Source organism: Pseudomonas sivasensis, assembly GCF_021391435.1.
Lineage (GTDB): Bacteria > Pseudomonadota > Gammaproteobacteria > Pseudomonadales > Pseudomonadaceae > Aquipseudomonas > Aquipseudomonas sivasensis.
The window spans coordinates 1,665,041-1,679,922 of record NZ_CP090029.1; the positions used below are offsets into that span (position 1 = coordinate 1,665,041).

The 14,882-nt window shown below is 59.7% G+C and carries 13 protein-coding genes; 5 read left to right on the forward strand and 8 right to left on the reverse strand.

Going from position 1 to position 14,882, the window contains the following annotated elements; all coding sequences use genetic code 11:
• Positions 1-93: 93 nt before the first annotated feature.
• Positions 94-2,358 (reverse strand): putative bifunctional diguanylate cyclase/phosphodiesterase, encoded by a 2,265-nt coding sequence (locus tag LRO94_RS07430; RefSeq protein WP_179179431.1) that lies wholly within the window; start codon positions 2,356-2,358, stop codon positions 94-96.
• A gap of 138 nt (positions 2,359-2,496) precedes the next feature.
• Entirely contained in the window at positions 2,497-2,862 is a 366-nt protein-coding gene (locus tag LRO94_RS07435) for a YkgJ family cysteine cluster protein (protein ID WP_032891567.1), read from the reverse strand.
• Between the two features lie 252 nt (positions 2,863-3,114).
• On the opposite strand from LRO94_RS07435, the gene LRO94_RS07440 reads away from it, so the two are divergent.
• Positions 3,115-4,461, forward strand: a complete 1,347-nt coding sequence (locus LRO94_RS07440; protein WP_032891565.1) for a spinster family MFS transporter — start codon at positions 3,115-3,117, stop codon at positions 4,459-4,461.
• Positions 4,462-4,644: 183 nt separating this feature from the next.
• Here the strand turns inward: LRO94_RS07440 and rapA are convergent, their stop codons facing one another.
• Entirely contained in the window at positions 4,645-7,491 is a 2,847-nt protein-coding gene (gene rapA / locus LRO94_RS07445) for an RNA polymerase-associated protein RapA (RefSeq protein ID WP_032891564.1), read from the reverse strand.
• A 218-nt stretch (positions 7,492-7,709) separates the two neighbouring features.
• Here rapA and LRO94_RS07450 point away from each other — a divergent pair, with 218 nt between their 5' ends.
• A complete protein-coding gene (locus tag LRO94_RS07450) occupies positions 7,710-8,051 on the forward strand; it encodes a hypothetical protein (RefSeq protein WP_032891563.1) in 342 nt (113 codons plus the stop codon).
• Here the strand turns inward: LRO94_RS07450 and LRO94_RS07455 are convergent.
• The 3 genes from LRO94_RS07455 to LRO94_RS07465 form a co-directional block, all read right to left on the reverse strand.
• Positions 8,048-9,229, reverse strand: a complete 1,182-nt coding sequence (locus tag LRO94_RS07455; protein WP_179179430.1) for an aminotransferase class V-fold PLP-dependent enzyme — start codon at positions 9,227-9,229, stop codon at positions 8,048-8,050. The genes LRO94_RS07450 and LRO94_RS07455 overlap by 4 nt on opposite strands.
• On the reverse strand, positions 9,226-9,696 hold the full coding sequence (locus LRO94_RS07460; RefSeq protein WP_099601298.1) for a RidA family protein: 471 nt from the start codon (positions 9,694-9,696) through the stop codon (positions 9,226-9,228). Before LRO94_RS07460 ends, LRO94_RS07455 begins: the two co-directional genes overlap by 4 nt.
• Positions 9,697-9,787: 91 nt before the next feature.
• A complete protein-coding gene (locus LRO94_RS07465; protein ID WP_179179429.1) occupies positions 9,788-10,660 on the reverse strand; it encodes a LysR substrate-binding domain-containing protein in 873 nt (290 codons plus the stop codon).
• Between the two features lie 133 nt (positions 10,661-10,793).
• Between LRO94_RS07465 and LRO94_RS07470 the strand changes: the two genes are divergently transcribed.
• Both LRO94_RS07470 and ccoM read left to right on the forward strand, forming a co-directional pair.
• On the forward strand, positions 10,794-10,955 hold the full coding sequence (locus LRO94_RS07470; protein WP_095184037.1) for a hypothetical protein: 162 nt from the start codon (positions 10,794-10,796) through the stop codon (positions 10,953-10,955).
• Positions 10,956-11,098: 143 nt separating this feature from the next.
• Entirely contained in the window at positions 11,099-11,215 is a 117-nt protein-coding gene (gene ccoM, locus LRO94_RS27925) for a cytochrome c oxidase subunit CcoM (RefSeq protein WP_017530457.1), read from the forward strand.
• Positions 11,216-11,393: 178 nt separating this feature from the next.
• Here ccoM and LRO94_RS07475 read toward each other — a convergent pair whose 3' ends face one another.
• Both LRO94_RS07475 and LRO94_RS07480 read right to left on the reverse strand, forming a co-directional pair.
• Positions 11,394-12,869, reverse strand: coding sequence for an inorganic phosphate transporter (locus LRO94_RS07475; RefSeq protein ID WP_099601300.1), 1,476 nt, complete (start codon positions 12,867-12,869; stop codon positions 11,394-11,396).
• 312 nt (positions 12,870-13,181) lie between these two features.
• Positions 13,182-13,382, reverse strand: a complete 201-nt coding sequence (locus tag LRO94_RS07480; RefSeq protein WP_003172389.1) for a hypothetical protein — start codon at positions 13,380-13,382, stop codon at positions 13,182-13,184.
• A 569-nt stretch (positions 13,383-13,951) separates the two neighbouring features.
• On the opposite strand from LRO94_RS07480, the gene pcaR reads away from it, so the two are divergent.
• Positions 13,952-14,794: a pca regulon transcriptional regulator PcaR gene (gene pcaR / locus LRO94_RS07485; protein WP_032891554.1), complete on the forward strand. Its 843-nt coding sequence runs from the start codon at positions 13,952-13,954 to the stop codon at positions 14,792-14,794.
• Positions 14,795-14,882 lie beyond the last annotated feature (88 nt).

Consider the following 14,882-nt stretch of genomic DNA (forward strand, 5'->3'; position numbering starts at 1 on the left):
GTGTTCTCAGGGAAAACCTGGCCGGACTCTGATGAATCGGCCGTTCGTCGGGAATCTTTAGATGAATGATGGCGAAATGCCAAGGAATCGGCGTCAGCGAATTGGCCTCACGATAGAGGTGGGCCCAGGTCGGCCCGGGGCAGGTTCTCTTGGCGCGATGGTGTCTTTGGTGGCTGCCATGCTCAACGAATAAAGCGGGTTGCGTATGTCGATGCCCTGCATAACGCTGATGATGTCACTGGCGGCCACTGCTGGGCTCAGCAGGTAACCCTGGACGTAATCACAGCCGTGTTGGAGCAGCAGTTCGAACTGGGCATGGGTTTCCACGCCTTCGGTTACCACCTGCAGGTGCAGGGTATGGGCCATGCCGATAATCGCCTGGACGATCTCGATATCGGCGGTCGATTTGGGAATGTCCTGGATGAACGAACGATCAATCTTCAACGTGTTGAGCGGTAGGCGCTTGAGGTAAGCGAGGGAGGAGTAGCCGGTGCCGAAATCGTCGATGGCCAGCGACACGCCCAGCGAACGTATTTGCCGCAACAGCGCCAGGGTGCTGCTGATGTTGCCCATCAGCGCATTTTCAGTCACTTCCAGCTCCAGGCGATTAGCGCCGATCCCGCTGAAGCGCAGGGCGTCTTCTATCTCATCTGCCAGCTCATCGCGGGCCAGGTTCAGGGCCGAGCAGTTCACCGCCATGGTCAGGTCGGTATAGCCTCGGTCGGTTAGCAGGCTCAAGTCATGGCAGGCCTGGCGCAGTACCCAGTGGTCGAGGTCGGCGATCAGTCCGTTGCTTTCGGCAATGCCGATAAATCGGTCCGGGGCCAGCAGCCCATGTTGCGGATGCTGCCAGCGCACGAGGGCCTCCAGGCGCGTGACCTTGCCCAGTTTCATGTCAAAGATCGGTTGGTAGAACAGCACCAGTTGGTTCTGGGCGCGCAAGGCGCTGCGCAGTTCTTCTTCCAATTGCAGTTCGAGGAAGGCCCGGGTCTTCAGGTTGGAACTGAAGAAGTTCAGGCTGTTACGCCCCGTATCCTTGGACTGGTAAAGCGCCAGGTCGGCGGTCTTGAGCAGCTCTTCGCAGGTCAGGCCATCGTCGGGAAACAGGCTGATGCCGATGCTGGTGGTCATTACCATGCGGCGGCCGGCCAGTTCGATGGGCTCTTTCATTTTCTGCATGATGCGCTGGGCTAGGTGCCGCGCTTCGTCGCGGTGGTGGACGCTGATCAGGATGCAGAACTCATCGCCGCCAAACCGGGCGACCACGTCTGCATGGCTGCGCACCGAGCCTTTGATATGGCTGGCGAGTACGGTGAGCAATTGATCGCCGGCGTCATGACCGAGGCTGTCGTTGATGCGCTTGAAGTGGTCGATGTCCAGGAAAATCACGGCCATCATGCCGTTTGAAGCGGTTTTTTCGGCGATTTTCTCCGCAAAGATCTGATTGAAACCCCGGCGATTGAGCAGGCTGGTCAGGGCATCGTAATGGGCTACCTGTTGTAGAGAGGCGCGCGCCTGGTCCAGTTCGCTAAGCAGTGCGTTGACCCGACGCAGGTCGCGTTCCTTGTGCTGCAGTTTCTTGTCCGCCAGAGCAGCGCTGATGCTGCTGCCGATTACCAGCAGGGTGATCACGGCGACCGACAGCCCCAATTGGATCGGGTTGTTGTCCAGCGGCAATGAAAGGTCGGCACCCGTGGGCACGATCAATTGCGTCGCGGCCATGCCGGTAAAGTGCATGCTGAGAATGCCCGCGCCCAGCACCAGGCTGGCGGCGTACTTGAGCAGTTGATGAAATACCCCAGTGCCGGTGCGCAGGTAACTCGACAGCAATAACGCGGCCAGGCTGGCGCCCATGGCGATGCCCACAGAGGCGAGGAACAGCCCCGACTCGAAATACATCTGAGCCTGGGAGCGCATGGCTGACATGCCGACGTAGTGCATCAACGCGATGCCAAACCCCATCCAGACCGACGCCAGCACGTATTGGTGGAACCGCAGGTTGGCATGACTGAGGGTTTTCATGGCGAACAACGAGGCGATCAGGGCGATCAGCAGCGAGGCGAACGTTGTAATCAGTTCGTAGTGAATCGCAATGGGGGCCTGGAAGGCCAGCATGCTGATGAAGTGGGTAGACCAGATGCCACCCGCCAGGCAGCCGGCACCCAGCCAGCGCCAGTGGCGGCGTGCGGTGGGATCTTCGACATGGCCAACGCGTTCAGCCATGTCCAGGGTGCCGAACCCCGCCGCACAGGCCACCAGATAGGCCAGCAACACCAGGAAAGGGTTATGACTGCAATTGAGTAATAAGTGCCCGTTCGCTGGAAGATCGGTAAAGAAGTGCAGACCCAGCCATTCCATAGCATGTCCCGTCATAGCGTCACGTCACAGCCTGCGGCAATGACCTATGGGGTCGAGTATAGAAGCCTCGAAGGATTTGCCAGGGATAATGGCACTTTGCTCTGAATGATTTTGGCATGCCACCCATAGCGATTAATGCTAAGCGCTGATGGGCAGTTCCAATTCGAACGGCGCTTGCAACGGCGGCAGGCCAAATGCGGCACGGGCTGCATCGCAGTCGACGTTCTGTTCGCCCTGACTCCACGACGCATCGAACTCTCGGCAGGGGCTTGAACGCTGCTCATATATTGAGCAACTGGTGCCTTTGCCGACTTCACCTTCAAGGCTGCAGCAGCGTGCGGGCTTCTGATCAGTCCCGATCATCGCCACGCGGGTCGGGTTGATCTGCACCACCAGGTCATCCGGCACCGTGCCCCCCGATGAGGCACACTCACCCCAGAAGAAAGACACACGGAAGTGTGAACAGCAGGCACCGCAACTCAGACACGGACTGGCTTCGGACATGGGCGTCATCGATAAGAAAGGTAAGAAGGGGGTGCTGCGGGAAGGCTCGCCATTCTATCCGCGTCATGGCCGTTGGGAAGAGGGTGGCGCACTTATATTTTTGTAGGTGAAGTCCCGCAGCACCGGGTGAAATCATGCCCTATCAGCTTTACGAATCATTACAGACAACCAGAGCTCGCCTGACTATGTTGCAGGTACCGGGCAGGATGCATCGGGCATCGCAGCTCTCATAACAATAAAAGAGACGGACCCATGCAGAACTCGACCCAAGCGGCGAATGCCTGGCGCATTCTGTTCCTGCTGTTTCTGGCCAACCTGTTCAACTTCTTCGACCGCACGATTCCGGCGATCATCATCGAGCCAATCCGCATGGAATGGCACCTGAGCGACTTCCAGCTCGGCATCATCGGCACCGCTTTCACTATCGTCTACGCCATTGCCGGCCTGCCGCTGGGGCGCATGGCCGATACCGGCTCGCGCAGCAAACTCATGGGCTGGGGCCTGTTCGCGTGGAGCGGCCTGACGGCGGTCAACGGCTTGGTCGGTAGTTTCTGGACATTCTTGCTGGTGCGCATGGGTATCGGTATCGGTGAAGCCAGTTATGCGCCTGCCGCCAACTCGCTGATTGGCGATCTGTTCCCGGCGCACCGCCGTGCTCGAGCCATGGGGATTTTCATGCTGGGCCTGCCGCTTGGCCTATTGCTGGCATTCTTTACCATTGGCTGGATGGTCAAGGCCTTCGACAGCTGGCGCGCGCCGTTCTTTATCGCCGCCGTGCCGGGGATGATCCTTGCGGTGTTCATGTTCTATATCAAGGAGCCCAAGCGCGGCGCCGCCGAAACCGTACAAGTCTCCCAGGAACGCGTCGACCGCCCGATTCGCCGCGTACTGGCTGTGCCGACTTTCCTGTGGCTGGTGCTGGCTGGCCTGTGCTTCAACTTTGCCACCTACGCGTGCAACTCGTTCCTGGTGCCGATGCTGCAGCGCTATTTCCTTATGCCACTGCAGGACGCGGCGGTCGCCACTGGCGTCATTGTCGGGTTGACCGGCCTGGTGGGCTTGACCTTGGGGGGCTGGATTGCCGACAAGATCCATCAACGTGTTGCCAATGGCCGGCTGCTGTTTGCGGCGTTCAGCCTGATCATCTCCACTGTGACCACCGCCTGGGCATTGCACGCCGGGCGCATCGAGATCGGCGTGTTTGTGGCCCTGTTCAGTGTGGGCTGGTTGTTTGCGTATAACTTCTACACCTGCGTGTACACCGCGATTCAGGACGTGGTCGAGCCGCGCCTGCGGGCCACGGCGATGGCGTTGTTCTTTGCCGGGTTGTACTTGCTCGGCGGCGGGATGGGGCCGATTGTGGTGGGCGGGCTGTCCGACCACTTTGCCCATTCGGCGATGTATGCCGATGGGGCTGCGCAGATGACCGAGGCTTATAAAGCCGTGGGCTTGCACGACGCCATGTACCTGATTCCGGTGGCGCTGTTTTTGACGATGTTGTTTCTGTTCCAGGCGTCACGCAGTTTTGTGCGTGATGCCAAGCGTATGAAGGAAGGCTTGATGGCGGTTGAGGTGCCGGCTGCGGCAGCGACTGCTTGAAACCGCGGTGATTCCACCGGGGGCAAGCTTCCTCCCGCAGTTGACCGAGTTGTCATGTCGACCACTGATCAATGTGGGAGAGGGCTTGCCCCCGATGAAGCCCGCAAAGCCAACGCTGTTCTCCAGCGAATAAAAAAGGCCCGCATTGCGCGGGCCTTCTTGTTCAGCAGGGCAGGGCGGTAATCAACCCGCCACCAACACCCGAATCGCTTCTAGTCGCAGCGCCGCTTTGTCGAGCATGGCCAGGCCTTGCTCGCGTTGGTTGCGCAGGGCAACCAACTCACTGTCACGCACGGTCGGGTTGACCGCTTGCAACGCGGTCAGGCGTGCCAGTTCTTCGTCGGTGTCTGCCGCCAGGCGACGCTTGGCCTCGGCCACACGTTCGGCGTGGCGCGGAGTGATCTTCTCTTCACCGGCGTTGATGCGCGGGGTGAGTTGATCGCGCTGGGCTTGCACGAACTTGTTGGCGCTGGCCCGTGGCACGCTTTCCAGCTGGTCGTTCAGGGTTTCGAACGAGACGCGGCCGGACAGGTCGTTGCCGTTGGTATCCAGCAAGCAGCGCAGTGCCGCCGGCGGCAGGTAGCGACCCAGTTGCAGTGCGCGTGGTGCGACGACTTCGCTGACGTAGAGCAGCTCCAGCAGCACGGTGCCCGGCTTGAGCGCCTTGTTCTTGATCAGCGCCACGGCGGTATTGCCCATGGAACCGGACAGCACCAGGTCCATGCCGCCCTGCACCATCGGGTGTTCCCAGGTGATGAACTGCATGTCTTCGCGCGACAGTGCCTGGTTACGGTCGTAGGTGATAGTTACACCTTCGTCGTCGCCCAGGGGGAAGCTGGCGTCGAGCATTTTTTCGCTGGGCTTGAGGATCAGCGCGTTTTCCGAATGGTCTTCGCTGTCGATGCCGAATGCGTCGAACAGGGTTTCCATGTAGATCGGCAGGGCGAACTGGTCGTCTTGTTCAAGAATGTCTTCAACCAGCGCATCGCCTTCGCCAGCGCCGCCGGAGTTGAGCTCCAGCAGACGGTCACGACCGGTATGCAGCTCTTGCTCCAGGCGCTCGCGCTCGGCACGGGCTTCGTCGATCAGGGCTTGCCACTCGCCGTCGTCGGCGTTTTCCAGCAGCGGCAGTAGGCGCGGGCCGAACTGATGCTGCAAGGCGTTGCCGGTCGGGCAGGTGTTGAGGAACGCGTTCAGCGCTTCGTGGTACCACTGGAACAGGCGCTCTTGCGGGCTGGTTTCCAGGTACGGCACGTGCAGTTCGATCACATGCTTTTGGCCGATCCGGTCCAGACGACCGATCCGCTGTTCCAGCAGGTCGGGGTGGGACGGCAGGTCGAACAGTACCAAGTGGTGGGAGAACTGGAAGTTGCGGCCTTCACTGCCGATTTCCGAGCAGATCAGCACCTGTGCGCCAAACTCTTCATCGGCAAAGTAGGCGGCGGCGCGGTCACGTTCGAGGATGTTCATGCCCTCGTGGAACACCGTGGCCGGGATGCCGGAGCGCACGCGCAGGGCGTCTTCCAGGTCCATGGCGGTTTCGGCGTGGGCGCAGATCACCAGCACTTTGGTGCGCTTGAGCATTTTGAGCTGGTCGATCAGCCACTCGACGCGCGGGTCGAAGCGCCACCAGCGGTTTTCTTCATCGATGTCCGGTTGCGACTGGAAGCTGACTTCCGGGTACAGCTCGGCGTGTTCGCCCAGCGGCAACTCCAGGTATTCATCCGGGTTCGGCATTGGGTAGGCGTGCAGCTTACGCTCCGGGAAACCCTGCACGGCGGCACGGGTGTTACGGAACAGCACGCGGCCGGTGCCGTGGCGGTCGAGCAGCTCACGCACCAAGCGCGCGCTGGCTTCGGCGTCGCCATCGTTGACGGCGGTGAGCAGCGCTTCGCCTTCGTTGCCGAGGAAGCCTTGGATGGTCTTGTGTGCAGTCGGTGACAAGCGGCCCTTATCGAGCAGCTCCTGCACGGCTTCGGCCACCGGGCGATAGTTCTCGCTCTCGGCGCGGAAGGCGTGCAGGTCGTGGAATCGGTTCGGGTCCAACAGGCGCAGGCGAGCGAAGTGGCTGTCCTGGCCCAGTTGCTCCGGGGTAGCGGTGAGCAGCAGTACGCCGGGGATCACTTCGGCGAGTTGCTCCACCAGCGTGTATTCCGGGCTGGCTTTTTCTTCATGCCAGACCAGGTGGTGGGCTTCATCGACTACCAGCAAGTCCCAGCCGGCGGCGAACAGCGCGTCCTGGGCCTTCTCGTCGTCCACCAGCCATTCCAGTGCAACCAGGGCCAACTGGGTGTCTTCGAACGGGTTGGCGGCATCGCTTTCGATGAAGCGTTCTTCGTCGAACAGCGCAACTTGCAGGTTGAAGCGGCGGCGCATTTCCACCAGCCACTGGTGCTGCAGGTTTTCCGGGACCAGGATCAGCACACGGTTGGCGCGGCCCGACAGCAATTGGCGATGGATCACCAGGCCGGCTTCGATGGTCTTGCCCAGGCCTACTTCGTCCGCCAGCAATACCCGCGGCGCGATACGGTCAGCGACTTCACGGGCGATATGCAGTTGGTGAGCAATGGGTTGCGCACGCACGCCACCCAGGCCCCACAGCGAGGACTGCAATTGGCGGCTGGTGTGTTCCAGGGTGTGGTAGCGCAGCGAGAACCACGCCAACGGGTCGATTTGGCCGGCGAACAGACGGTCGCTCGCCAGTCGGAACTGGATGAAGTTGGAGAGTTGGGTTTCCGGCAGGGTGACCTGCTCGTTCTGCCCATTGAGGCCGTGGTAAACCAACAGACCGTCGACGTCGTCGACTTCCTGAACGGTCATTTTCCAGCCTTCGAAATGGGTGATGGAGTCACCCGGCGAGAACCTCACGCGGGTGAGGGGCGCATTCCGTAGCGCATACTGGCGAGTGTCGCCAGTGGCCGGATAGAGCACGGTCAACAAGCGGCCGTCCTGTGCCAGAACGGTGCCTAACCCCAGCTCTGCTTCGCTGTCACTAATCCAGCGTTGCCCCGGTTGATACTGCTGCGCCATGCTGCCTGACTCCCGCCGTGAAAAAGCCGACTATCTTAACGGAACAAGGCCCTCAGCCAAAGGACTCTGACGAAAACTACTCCGTTTGAGTGCAGGGGCGAGCGCTGAATCGACGGGTGGCGGGCACTTGCGAGTGTCGACTGGGTCACAGGTTGGCGAGTCCGTGCTCAAGTCGTCGCTCGGTCCGCCGACAGCCTGCTGACAGGAGAACAACTATCATGCTGCCACCCATGCTGCCCGTCAGCGTTGTACCGGTTACGTCGCAACTCGACCCGGTCCGCCAGAAACCGGATATTCCGCCCGTGGTCCCTGTGCAAGCGGGCTCTAACGAAAGCACGATCGACCTGAAAAAGGGCGATGCCGAGCAGTCGACCTTTTTGCTGCGCGAGGAACAACGCCGCCAGCAGGAACAACAGAAGCGTCGGCGCGAAGCCGATGAAAACCCGGATCAGCACCTGGCGATCCCGGGCGACCTGCTCAATGCCGACAACACCGTACCGGTCGTGCCGTTGATCGAAGACGCGCCGCGCCAGGGCTTGTGGGTTGACGTCGAAGTTTAAGCGCTCAGTTGCCGCAGGGCTGCCATCAGCGACTTGATGTCGTGATCGTTGTTCAGGGGGCTGACGGAGATTCTTGCAACGCTTGCCAGGCCACGCGCCTGCATATCCAGCGGGGTGTAGCCCATGCCGTTGGCGCCGATATTGATGCGCTTCAATCCCAATTGCCGTTTGAGTTCGAAGGCGTCCCAGCCGGCTAGGTTGAAAGCGATCAGCCCTGATTGAAGCGTGCCCAGTTCATGCAGGGAAATCCCCGGAATCTCACGTAGAGCTTCACGAATTTGCGCGCTGGTCTGTGCGACGCGTTCCCATACGCGCTCAATCCCCAGGTGATTCATCTCGTGCAGCGCATTTCCCAAACCCGCTAACAGCGCGAAGGACACTTCGCTGGTTTCAAAGCGCCTGGCGTCGTCGCGCAGGTCGAAACCGCTTGCGGCCAAGGGGGCAGAAAGCACGTCACGCTGGGCCGGGTCCAGGTGCTGGAGAAAGTCCGGCCGTACATACAGCAGCGCCGTGCCTCGCGGCCCGCGCAGGTGTTTGCGACCGGCCGACTTGAGTACGTCACACTGCAACGCTTGTACATCCACCGGCACTTGGCCGACGGCTTGGCCGGCGTCGACAAAGTAGGGGATGCCATGACGCTTGGCCACTGCGCCGATGGCCTGGGCGGGGTTGATCAGGCCGCCGTTGGCCGGGAGCCAGGTGAGGTCGATCAGCTTTACATGGGCATCGATCATTGACTCCAGCGCCACGGGGCAAACCGCGCCGGTTGCATCGCAGGGGATGACTTCCACCCGTGCACCCGCCTGCACGGCCAGCTGCATGCTCGCCAGATTACCGCCCCATTCGTGGCGCCCCACCAGAATGCGATCACCGGGTTGCCACGCGCCCAAGGCTTGGAACGCCATGTTCCAGGCAGTTGAGCCGCTGCTGGCAAAGGCTATGGACGCGGCAGGCGCATTGAGCAGTTGCGCGGCGGCGTGGCGGGCTTTTTCCATCAGCATGGCGCCATGCTCACCGGCCTCCATTGGACCGTCGCGGGCTTCGCGCTGTAGTTGGTCGATGATGGCGTCCAGTGTCGCCTGGCTTGGCAGGGACGCGCCGGCATGGTTGAAGTGCACGAGGCCCGATTGGCAGCCGGGAGTGGCCTCCCTTAATCGTTGAATATCCAGCGGGCTCACGGCTGCAACTCGAAAATTGCGTCAACCTCCACCGCCACGCCGGCCGGCAGGCTGGCAACACCCACCGCTGTTCGCACATGCCGGCCCTGTTCGCCGAGTGCATTCACCAGCAGGTTCGACGCACCGTTCGCCACCGCGCCCTGGTGCTGGAAGTCAGCGCTGCTGGCGATAAACACCCCCAGGCGCAGGGTGCGTACCAAGCGCGACAGGTCATCGCCCAAGGCATCGCTCAATTGCGCGAGCAAGCTCAGTGCAGCCAGTTCTGCCGCTTGGGTGCCGTCTTCCTCGCTGAGGGATTCCCCCAGTCTGCCGAGGTAAGCAGGCTTGCCGTCGAGCAGTGGGATCTGCCCGGAAATAAACAGTTGGTTCTGGCTGATGACATGGTTGATGTAGTTGGCAATCGGCTGGCTGGGGGCTGGCAGCGTCAAGCCAAGGGCGTGCACGCGTTGGCGGATGGAGTTGCTCATGCTGAATCCTCTGATTTCAAGAGGTTTGAGCATGTTGGTCCGGGGGAGGCTGCGACAAACGGATAGATCTCACGCGACGTATCGAAATAACTCACGCGTCAGCGCAGACCTCCTTTAACCATTGGCTGAAACACTCGGCCGCTTCACCGGTGGAACCTTGGGGGGCGATCAGCCAATAGCCGATGTCACTGTGGTAGGGCGGCCAATCGAAGGCTTCCACCAAGCTGCCGTCCTGAAGCCGGCGTTGGATCAGGCGGTGACGGCCCATGGCAATGCCCTGGCCGGCGACGGCGGCTTCGACCACGATGTTGTAGTCATGCAGCATGACGCGCGGGTGGTCTTCGAGGTCGACTTGATAATGCTGGGACCAATCCGTCCATTCGAACGGCCGGTGCGAGGTTGCCATCAGCAAGGGGCCGTTGTGCAGTTGACTGGCCTTGAATGCCGGGCTGCACACCGGTGAAATCACTTCAGCCATCAGCCGCGTGGCCCGCACGTCCGGCCAATCGCCTTTGCCGTAACGGATGGCCAGGTCGACTTCGGCGGCGGCGACGTTGGCCAGTTGAATCGCTGGCAATAACTCCACCTGGATGTGCGGATAGCGGTTGAGAAACCCCGCCAGGCGCGGGGCCAGCCACAAGGTGGCGAAAGACGCCAGCAGGCCGATGCGCAACACAGTGGCGCTGGGTAGCTGCCGTTGGGCGCGGGTCGCGGCAGCGATGGCGTCAAGGGCGGGGCGGATTTCATCGTAGTAACGCTGCCCGTCGGCGGTCAGATCGATCGCGCGGGTGCGTCGGATAAACAGCGGTTTACCCAGATGCTGTTCGAGCTTTTGCACCTGATGGCTTAGGGCGCTTTGGGTAACCGATAACTCACTCGCCGCCTTGATAAAACTCAAGTGGCGGGCCACGGCTTCAAAGGCTCGTAGTGCCAGCAACGGTGGAAGATCCTTGTGCAGAGCCACCTGAGTGCGCCTCCTGGGTCGTGCGGAAAGTGCCGATTTTGGGCGACGGCCTGCCATTTGTCGCGCGCTGATTTGCCGTCGGGCGCAGCAGCCCGCATTATTGAACCCTACTCGCCACGACGTAAGACAAGCCATGAGTGATGACGACAAGCTGATCGACCTGAATGCCGAACGCGCCAAGCGCGTACATGACCTCAATGACAAACGCCTGAATGAAGTGCGCCAGGCGTTTGAACACGCGATGCCTTTAGGCAAAGGCAAGAAAAAATCAAAGAACAAACCGAAAAAGCGTTAACACGGCCTGCATCTGTTGATGCAGGTCAGTTAGTCCCCTTCTTTACGCCCCGTTGCGGGCGACATTGATCCCCGTCAATTTTTCAATCTGCCTTCTCCAGTAACTTAGCCCTATCGCAACAGGGCAAGTGCAGGAGGCCGGTCATGTTTATCGATAATGTGGTATTCGCCGGAGTGCTGACTGTAAGCCTCATGGTGTTGTTTTTTGTAGGGTTTGGATTCTTCATCTGGAAAGACGCAAACAAGCGTAAAAAACCTTAGGTCTTTCCGGGTTACATGAGCACGCAAGGCATTTTGGGCGACTTCGGTCGCCTTTTTTTTTGAGTTGTTTTTGTGTGTATATCCATCGCTGCAACAACGGATAGGTCCCCCGCCAAAAAAACCAAAAAAAAGGCGCAACCCCCATCAGGATCACGCCTTCTTTTCCAACCCAAATCTATCAGCTACCCAACGCCTTGGAAGCCAACCAGAACAACCCGGCCGACAGTCCAACAGTCGCAGGCAACGTCAACACCCAGGCCATCAGGATGGTCTTGACCGTGCCACCTTGCAGGCCGCTTTTGTTCGCGACCATGGTGCCGGCCACGCCCGAAGACAGCACGTGGGTCGTGGACACCGGCAGGGCGAAGATATTGGCAAAACCAATCATGGTAGCGGTGGTGATCTGTGCCGACATGCCCTGGGCATACGTCATGCCCTGTTTGCCGATCTTCTCACCGATGGTCAGTACCACACGCTTCCAACCCACCATGGTGCCCAGGCCCAAGGCCAGTGCGACGGCGAGGATCACCCAGAACGGCGCGTACTCGGTGGTGGCGGTCAGGTCTTTGCGCAGTTTGTCGAGGTCGGACTTCTCACGCGCATCCAGGCCCGGCAGCTTGCCGACTTTCTTCGCAGTGTCGTCCAGGCAGAGCAGGTAGCGACGCACTTCGATACGCTGATCCGAAGTCAGCGAATGGTAGTCGGAGACACCTTTCAACGTACTGACGAGCGCATTGATAGTAGGTTCGGTCTGCTGCGGGTTGCACTGGAACTTGCCCGGCAGATCGTCTTTCACGCTTTTGCCCAGGGCCAGGAATTCGCCGAGGGTGGCGTTATTGCGCTGGTAGAACTGACTTAAATGCACGGTGGCGTCGCGAGTGCGTTCGATCTGATAGGTGGTACTGCCCAGATCGAGTACGAACTGCGCCGGCACGATACCGATCAGCACCAGCATGATCAGGCCGATGCCTTTCTGGCCATCGTTGGAGCCGTGCACGAAACTCACGGCCATGGCGGAGATCACCAGGACCAGGCGGTTCCAGAACGGCGGGTGCTTCTTGTCGTCGAGCTTGCGGCGCTGGTCCGGAGTCTTGTGCATCTTCGACAGCGGACGCCACCATTTCAGACCGATCAGCACCAGGGCTGCGACCAGGAAACCAGCCATTGGCGAGAACACCAGGGATGCGCCGATATCAACAGCTTTCTGCCAGTTCACACCGTCAGCCAGAGGGATATCGTTGATCAGGGCATTGGCCAGGCCGACACCGAGGATCGAACCGATCAAGGTGTGGGAGCTGGAAGCAGGGATACCGAAGTACCAAGTGCCCAGGTTCCAGGTGATCGCCGCGGCTAACAACGAGAAGACCATCGCCAAACCATGGCCGGTGTTCACATTGATCAGCAACTCCACCGGCAGCAGATGCACGATGGCGTAGGCGACACCGACACCACCGAGCAACACGCCGAGGAAGTTGAACACCCCGGAGAAGAACACGGCCAGATGCGGCGGCATGGCTTTGGTATAGATGACTGTGGCCACCGCGTTAGCGGTGTCATGAAAGCCATTGATGAACTCGAAGGCGAGGACAAAGGCGAGGGCGAGCAACAGGCTCACTAGAACCCAAGCATCCAGTCCGCTGAATAAATCGATCATGAAGGTTTTCTGACCCGGTCGTAAGGGGGCGCGATTATGCCAGAAAACCTCAGTAATCGATGCATTAGCTGCTCGTCGGTAACAATCTTCATTGAAACGCCTGGAGCGAAACCGGGCGATCCCAGGGTTTTCGGGGCTTTAGCAAGTCTTTGATTTATAAAGTGCAGGGCTGAAAAGACACGGTTTTGTCACCGAATCGTCATCCTTGAAACATTTGTATGAAATTTTACTGGTGGGAGTGGGACTCAGGGTGCCCGACCGATGGCTAGCTGCCAGCAGTCAGGGCCGAACCCTAGGCTCAATCCGAAGCGCTTATGGCTCTTCGGCTTTGAGTTCCTGTTCAATCTTTTGGATTTCCTGGGCAAATGCCTGGTCGAGCAGGCTGGCTCGCTTGCGCCATGGTTTGCGTTCAGGTTCAGGCTGGGCGGCGTAGGTGGTGACTTCCCCGCCGTAAACATCCTTGTAACGTTGCTCCTGGCGCTCAAGTTCCGCGCGCAGTTCATCTTTCGTCACATTGTTACCTAATTGAGTTGAGTGTAATTACGCTGCAGCGTTATGCCTGAATGTCGCCCTCGGATTGTTCAAAGTTGAGCAGTTGATGCGTTCAAGTTTGAACAACGGATACTGGAAACCGTTGGTTATGGCTGTCATTCAAAGCAGGTAGTTGCGACTGTCCATGCACTGCATGTGCCTGGCCTGGCGAGCTCTGGCCCCGAAAGTGAAACCGGGCTGACCTCCGCACAGGGTGCATTATAGCGGCGCATTTGAATAACACTATCGGCATAAAGTTGAAAAGCGTCAACTTTGTGTGAGCGTTTTGTTACACGCACACGTGAGTAGTTGCTGAGATTCTGGCGCCATAAATTCAACAAGCAACTAAAGGTTCAAGCCTTTCACCGTAACTTTACTTTGCCAAGGCGCCATCGCGAGACCGGTCGCTCAGGTACGCCCCAAATTGCGATAATCGCATGATCGTCCGATAATCGCCCAATGTTGCCGGCCCTGCCTTGTGCAGATCGGTCGGTGCGGCTTGTAATACCTGCCCAATCCCTGCGGTTGACAATAAGAGAAAGGAACCTGAGATGAACGATCAATTGCGCAACTCTTTCGCCTCAGTGGCGCCGCCGATCGTTGCCTCGCCGGCCAAGCGTATCCAGGCGTTTACCGGTGACCCGGACTTCATGACCTCCCTGGCCCGTGGCCTGGCCGTGGTGCAGGCATTCCAGGAGCGCAAACGCCACCTGACGATTGCCCAAATCAGCCATCGCACCGAAATTCCCCGCGCCGCTGTGCGTCGTTGCCTGCATACCCTGATCAAACTTGGCTACGCCACCACCGATGGGCGTACCTATTCCTTGTTGCCCAAAGTACTGACCCTCGGCCATGCCTACCTGTCGTCCACGCCATTGGCGGTGTCGGCCCAGCCATATCTGGACCGCATGAGTGAACAACTGCACGAAGCCTGCAACATGGCGACCCTCGAAGGCGACGACATCCTCTATATCGCCCGTTCGGCCACCACCCAACGCCTGATTTCCGTGGACCTCTCGGTGGGCGGGCGTTTGCCGGCCTATTGCACGTCCATGGGCCGCATCCTGCTCGCGGCGCTGGACGACGCCTCGCTGCAGGATTACCTCGACCACGCGGACCTGCAAATCAAGACCAGCCGCACCCTCACCACCCCCGAAGCCTTATTCGAATGCCTGCAACAAGTGCGTCAGCAGGGTTGGTGCATCGTCGACCAGGAACTGGAGCAAGGCCTGCGCTCCATCGCCGTGCCGGTGTATGACGCGTCTGGCCAGGTATTGGCAGCGCTCAACGTCAGTACCCATGCCGGACGCGTCAGCCGCAGCGAGCTGGAACAGCGCTTCCTGCCGAGCATGCTCAGCGCCAGCCGTGAGCTGAGTGCGCAGTTGTTTGCCTAAGGTGTTCGGTGACCGCACAGATCCCGGCTTGATCAATTGACGCTATTTCCTCCGGCTTATTACTGTGCGGCAGCGCTCTTAAGGGCGC